The following is a 1,096-nucleotide window of genomic DNA, read 5'->3' on the forward strand; positions in this document are numbered from 1 at the left end:
GCGTTAAATAACTTTGTGAAACCGAATGCAAAACTTCCATTTCAATCACTTTTCCTATCTGTTTTCCGCCAGCAAAAACCTTATCACCCGATTTTTTAGTGATAGGAATGGCTTCTCCTGTTACAAAACTATAATCAATTTCGGCTTTGTCAGAGATTAAAATACCATCGACAGGAATCAATTCTTGATTTCTAATTAAAAGACGATTTCCTTTTTCGATATCATATATGGGAACACTTTCCTCTGAAAAATCAGTGTTGATTTTCGTGATTGCGATTGGAAAATAAGATTTAAAATCCCTTTCGAAACTCAAAAAACTATAGGTTTTGATTTGGAACATTTTACCCAAAAGCATAAAGAAAATCAAACCCGTCAAGCTATCGAAAAAACCAGAGCCATAATCCATCACGATATCAAAAGTACTTCGGATAAAGAAAATAATAATTCCCAAAGCAATTGGAATATCGATATTCAACATTCCTGATTTGATACTTTTATAAGCTGAAACATAGTAACCGCTGGCAGAATACAAAAATGAAGGCAATGACAAAACAAAAATTAACCAACGGAAAAAAGGTTTATAAGTGTCCAGCCAAAATTCCTTGACCTCAAAATATTCAGGAAAAGAAAGCAGCATAATATTGCCAAAACAAAAGAAAGCCAATCCTAGTTTATAAGTCAAACTTCTATCGACATTATTTTTGCCTGTTTCATAATTTTCTAAACTGATGTAGGGTTCATAACCAATCGAGCTCAATAAATGCACAATTTTTTTTAGTGAAGTAACCTCATGATTATAAGTAATTCGGACTTTTTTCTCAGGAAAATTAACTTGCGAAGTGCTAATACCTGTTTGCAATTTGTGAATATTTTCGAGTATCCAAATACACGAACTACAATGAATATGCGGAATACTTAAGGAAACAATAGCCGTTTTATGTTCTTGAAATTCTAAAAGTTTTGATACAATACTTTCATTTCCTAAAAAATCGTATTTACCTTTTATATCAAGAGGTGTTGCTCCAGGAGATTTTTCGAAATCATAATAACAAGACATATCATTGAGACTAAAAATTTCGTACACGGTTTTGCCACC

The 1,096-nt window shown here is 32.2% G+C and carries 1 protein-coding gene; it reads right to left on the reverse strand.

Annotated features, from left to right (window positions below; translation table 11 throughout):
• Positions 1-1,096 (reverse strand): heavy metal translocating P-type ATPase (locus EKL98_RS16990; protein ID WP_148104470.1); only part of this gene is annotated, 1,096 nt, incomplete at both ends.

The sequence above is a fragment of the Flavobacterium bomense genome, from assembly GCF_003970355.1.